The 4833-nt window shown below is 41.8% G+C and carries 3 protein-coding genes and 1 pseudogene; 3 read left to right on the forward strand and 1 reads right to left on the reverse strand.

What is annotated here, in order from left to right:
• On the forward strand, window positions 1-755 hold a 755-nt coding region (locus IQ229_RS13205; protein WP_265582979.1), incomplete at its 5' end, for a thioesterase domain-containing protein.
• Window positions 756-1249: 494 nt separating this feature from the next.
• Window positions 1250-2431: an aldo/keto reductase gene (locus IQ229_RS13210; protein ID WP_194044347.1), complete on the forward strand. Its 1182-nt coding sequence runs from the start codon at window positions 1250-1252 to the stop codon at window positions 2429-2431.
• A 177-nt stretch (window positions 2432-2608) separates the two neighbouring features.
• On the opposite strand, the gene IQ229_RS13215 is transcribed toward IQ229_RS13210, so the two are convergent.
• On the reverse strand, window positions 2609-3937 hold the full coding sequence (locus IQ229_RS13215; RefSeq protein ID WP_194044348.1) for a hemolysin family protein: 1329 nt from the start codon (window positions 3935-3937) through the stop codon (window positions 2609-2611).
• A gap of 240 nt (window positions 3938-4177) precedes the next feature.
• On the opposite strand from IQ229_RS13215, the pseudogene IQ229_RS13220 reads away from it, so the two are divergent.
• Window positions 4178-4833 (forward strand): annotated as a pseudogene (locus IQ229_RS13220) (transcription-repair coupling factor); the annotation flags it as partial.

Here is a 4833-nt window from a genome sequence, read left to right on the forward strand (position 1 = left end):
CAATTAAAGCTAATGGTTCTAAGCCACCTTTATTTTTATGTCAAGGTTTTAGCTTATATCAGTCTCTAGTTCCTTATTTAGATTCAGAACAACCTGTTTATGCCCTAATATCACAGGATGGACAGGGAATGCCAATTAGATTCAATGGAATAGAGGAACTAGCATCGTGCTACATCAATGAAATAAGAACTCTCCAACCTGAAGGTCCTTATCTTTTGGGTGGTCATTCTTTTGGAGGAGTTATAGCATTTGAAATGGCTCAACAATTGTCATCACAAGGTCAGCAAATAGCTTTACTAGCTTTGTTTGATTCTTATGTACCAAGTACAATTAAAAAAGCTTCTGTATTCAAGAGCCTATCATACAACTTGAATCAACTTTTAAAAATTGGGCCTGCCTATCTTCTAAAATATGGCATAGAACGGTTGTCAGAAAAATATGGTAACATCGCGCTGAAAAATAAATTTATTAGAATTAAAAAACTCCAATATCTAGTTAGCCGAGCGGCATACTTTAAACTTGTAAAAGAATATGCAACAAAGTATATACCGCAATCTTACTTGGGTCGAATAACTCTTTTGATGGCTAGTGATAGGCGTTTTCAGGATGAGCCTGAACTAGGTTGGACTAAGTTGGCGGGTGGAGAATTGGAGATACATGAAATCCCTGGGGATCACATTAGTATTTTCCAAGAGCCTAGCATCCGGTTAATCGCTAAAAATTTAGAGCTTTCTATAGATGAGCGCCTGAGTTAATAATATTAGAAAATTAAGTTTTAATTTCTCTTTTTTTGGCATTGCTTTTTACTTCTCTCCCACGGGTGGGGAGGCTTTGAAGCCCAATTTTAGTTTTTCTCTGCTTGTATGAAAACTCCATCTATGGTCAAATTTAATTAATTCAATACTTACGCAAATAATACTTACGCAAAAGTTGCTAATTAAGCTTAATTTATCGAACTGCCTTTTGCTGCGTCGGCTTACGCCAAGGGGTAGCGTCTCGCAGAGAAGACATCAATAATCGGAGAGTGTGCGTAAGCCCAATAATTTTAGCTCGCATACAATATTTACTAATCACATAAGGTACATCATAGTCGCCTCCCACTTGCAAAAAGGAGATGGAATCTGGATTCTTGTACCTTACTCAACTGAAAACCGCCATAACATAGTTTGATTTGTTCTTGCCCACTTATTTAGTGTTACAAATTGAACAGAGGTAATTCTTAAGTTGGTAAGCAATTCACAATCTACTGATGCTATATAGAAGATTTGGACGCACAGAATTACAGATGCCAGTGTTTTCCTGCGGTGGCATGAGATATCAGTTCAAATGGGAGGATGTTCCCAATCATGAAATTCCTGCTGATAACCAGGCAAATCTGGAAGCGACTATTAGAAAGGCAGTCGAGGTTGGGATTAATCATATTGAAACTGCCCGTGGTTATGGCACTTCTGAAATGCAATTGGGGAGAATATTGCCCAAGTTTCCTCGCGAAAAGTTGATTGTTCAGACAAAAATCAATCCAAAGGCAGATGCGAAAGAATTTCGGAAGACATTTGAACAATCCTTGAAAAATCTCCAGCTAGATTATGTTGACCTTTTAGGGTTGCACGGCATTAATCATCCTGAGTCGTTAGATGAAAGCATCCGTCCCGGTGGCTGTTTGGAAGTAGCGCAGCAGTTGCGAGCAGAGGGAAAAGTTAGATTTATTGGCTTTTCCACACACGGCTCGACAGATATAATCGTGCAGACAATTAATACTAATCAATTTGATTACGTGAACCTGCACTGGTACTACATTAATCAATGGAATTGGGCGGCAATCGAAGCAGCTAAACGCCACGATATGGGGGTATTTATTATTAGTCCATCTAATAAGGGAGGTTTGTTGTATGAGCCTCCGCAAAAATTAGTAAATCTTTGCGCCCCGTTGAATCCAATGGTGTTTAATGATTTGTTTTGTTTGAGTCATCAAGAGGTACATACCCTGAGCTTGGGAGCAGCAAAACCACAAGATTTTGATGAACACCTGAAGACTTTAGAATTATTAGATCAAACATCAGAAATTTTGCCGCCAATTTTAGCAAGATTGGAAGAAGAAGCGATCGCTACTTTGGGAGAAGATTGGGTCAAATCTTGGGAAACAAATCTACCAACCTTTGACCAAACCCCTGGTGAAGTAAATATTCGGGTGATTTTGTGGCTGCGAAATTTAGCGATCGCCTACGATTTAGTAGACTACGCTAAAATGCGCTACAACCTGCTTGGCAATGGCGGCCACTGGTTTCCCGGCAACAAAGCCGACCGGCTAGAGGAATTAGACTTAGGGAAATCTCTTGCCCGTAATCCCCACGCCGATAAAATCCCTCAACTCCTGAAACAAGCTCATCAGTTGTTGGCGGGTGAAGAGGTCAAACGTCTATCTCGCACTTGATAAATTGCATAGATAGGGCATTGGCTATTATGGCGTATAGGAAATAGTAAACAATAATTATCAATGCCCTTTGGGAGTGCTGAGTGCTGAGTCCTGAGTGCTAAGTGGGAAATCTCAGTTATATTTACTCAGAACTCGGAACTCGGAACTCGGAACTCGGAACTACTATGCCCAATCCTAATCAGCTTTTTTCGTATCTGCTGATTTAACTGCCTTCGGTACGACTAGCACCTTATCAACGCGATTACCATCCATATCCATCACTTCAATGCGCATACTTTGCCATTCAAAATGATCTGCTGCGGCAGGAATACGACCTAAATGGGTAATCACAAAACCGCCTAATGTTTGATAACTGCCGCGTTCTTCAGATTCCCACTCTTCCATCCCAAAAAGTTCCAAAAACTCCTCTACAGGCAACATCCCATCCAAAAGCCAGGAACCATCTTCGCGTTGTACAGCTTGTGGTTGATCTTGTCCATCCGTTGAAGGAACGTCACCCACGATTTCACTCATGATGTCGTTGAGAGTGACTAATCCTTGAATTACACCGTATTCATCCACTACCAACGCCATGTGAGTGATGGTTTGCTTGAACAATTCCAAAACTTTCAAGCCACGGGTGCTTTCTGGCACAAATACAGGTTGTCGCAATCCGATCGTTAAATCTAGTGGTTCCCCTCGGAAACTCCTGGCTAATAAGTCGGTGACAGGGATAACACCCAGCACATTGTCAAGTCCCCCCTGACAAACTGGATACCGAGAATAAGCACTATCAACCATTTTTTGGCGGTTTTCTTCGGCAGAGTCGTCTAAGTCTAGCCAAACAATATCAGGACGGGGTGTCATTAAATAACTGACAGGGCGATCGCCTAAACGAAAGACTCGCTCCACCATATCCTGTTCAGCTTCCTCAAAGGTTCCCGCCTCTGTGCCTTGCTCGATTAAGATTTTAATTTCTTCTTCGGTAACTTGCGGCTCAGTAGAAGCTGTAATTCCCAGCACTCGTAAGATTAAATCTGTCGAAGCACTTAATAGATATACCATTGGCGAAGCGATCGCCGATAAAGCACGCATTGGAATAGCTACATTAGATGCAATTCTTTCTGGGTTGTTTAATGCCAGACGTTTTGGTACTAATTCGCCAACAATCAATGACAAATAGGTAATGATCAAAACCACTATTCCAAAAGATATCGGTTCACTATAAGGTGCTAAAAAGGGTACAAGTCGCACATAGACTGCCAGTCGGTTGGCAATTGTTGCTCCTCCAAAAGCACCAGTTAGGATACCGATTAGGGAAATACCCACTTGAACAGTTGACAGGAAATGATTTGGAGACTCCGCTAATTTCAATGCTGCCATCGCCTTGGCATCCCCTTGATTGGCAAGCTGTTGTAACCTTACTTTCCGTGCCGAGACAATCGCCATCTCAGACATAGAAAACACGCCATTGGCAATAATTAGCACCAAAATGATTAAAATTTCAAAAGTGATGGAGGACATGTTTAAAATTGCCGCTTATCAGAGCAAACGTAGCTCAATCCCTAGTATCTAGTATTAAAGGTGCTTCGATAAATACTTTGACTATATACAAAGTAGTAGTTATAGTTCTTAAGTTTATTAGTCACTGTGCATTATTCTTCCACCGCAAGAATAAGAAAGCTGTTAACACTTTTAAAATAGTTGACATAAACTGCCTCAAGATTTGCTCACCCACAAAGACTCCCATCGCTAGTAGTACTTATGTCATTTTCTTCTATTGTGCGTGCCTTAGGCCGATCGCCGCTCACCACTGAATTTATTTCTAAGCTGAATCGACAACAAGAATTGCGGTTAAATGGCATTCCCAGGCTGCCCAAGACTCTAGTGGCTTCGGCATTAGCGCAGTCTCAGGGTAAGGATTTGTTTGTGGTTTGCGCCACTCTGGAAGAAGCTGGACGCGTTTACGCACAACTGGAGGCAATGGGATGGCAAACAGTACATTTTTACCCCACCTCCGAGGCTTCTCCCTACGAACCTTTTGACCCGGAAACTGAAATGAGTTGGGGGCAAATGCAGGTTTTGGCAGATTTGGTCAACAGTCAAGAGTCATTAGTCATTAGTCATTTGTCCTTAGAAACAAACCAAAGACAAAGGACAAATGACATAGACGCTTCTGCGGCTTCCCGCAGGGTAGGACAAAGGACAAATTTAGCGATTGTGGCTACTCAAGGGGCGTTGCAACCTCATTTACCACCACCAGAAGTTTTTGGGCAATTCTGTCTTACCCTAAAAAAAGGGATGGAATTAGACCTGAATAGCTTCAGTGAGAAAATAACTATTTTGGGCTACGAAAGAGTTCCTTTGGTGGAAATGGAAGGACAGTGGAGCCGACGGGGCGATATTGTTGATGTGTACCC

This window comes from Nostoc cf. edaphicum LEGE 07299 (genome assembly GCF_015207245.1).
In the GTDB taxonomy this organism is placed as follows: Bacteria; Cyanobacteriota; Cyanobacteriia; order Cyanobacteriales; family Nostocaceae; genus Nostoc; species Nostoc edaphicum_B.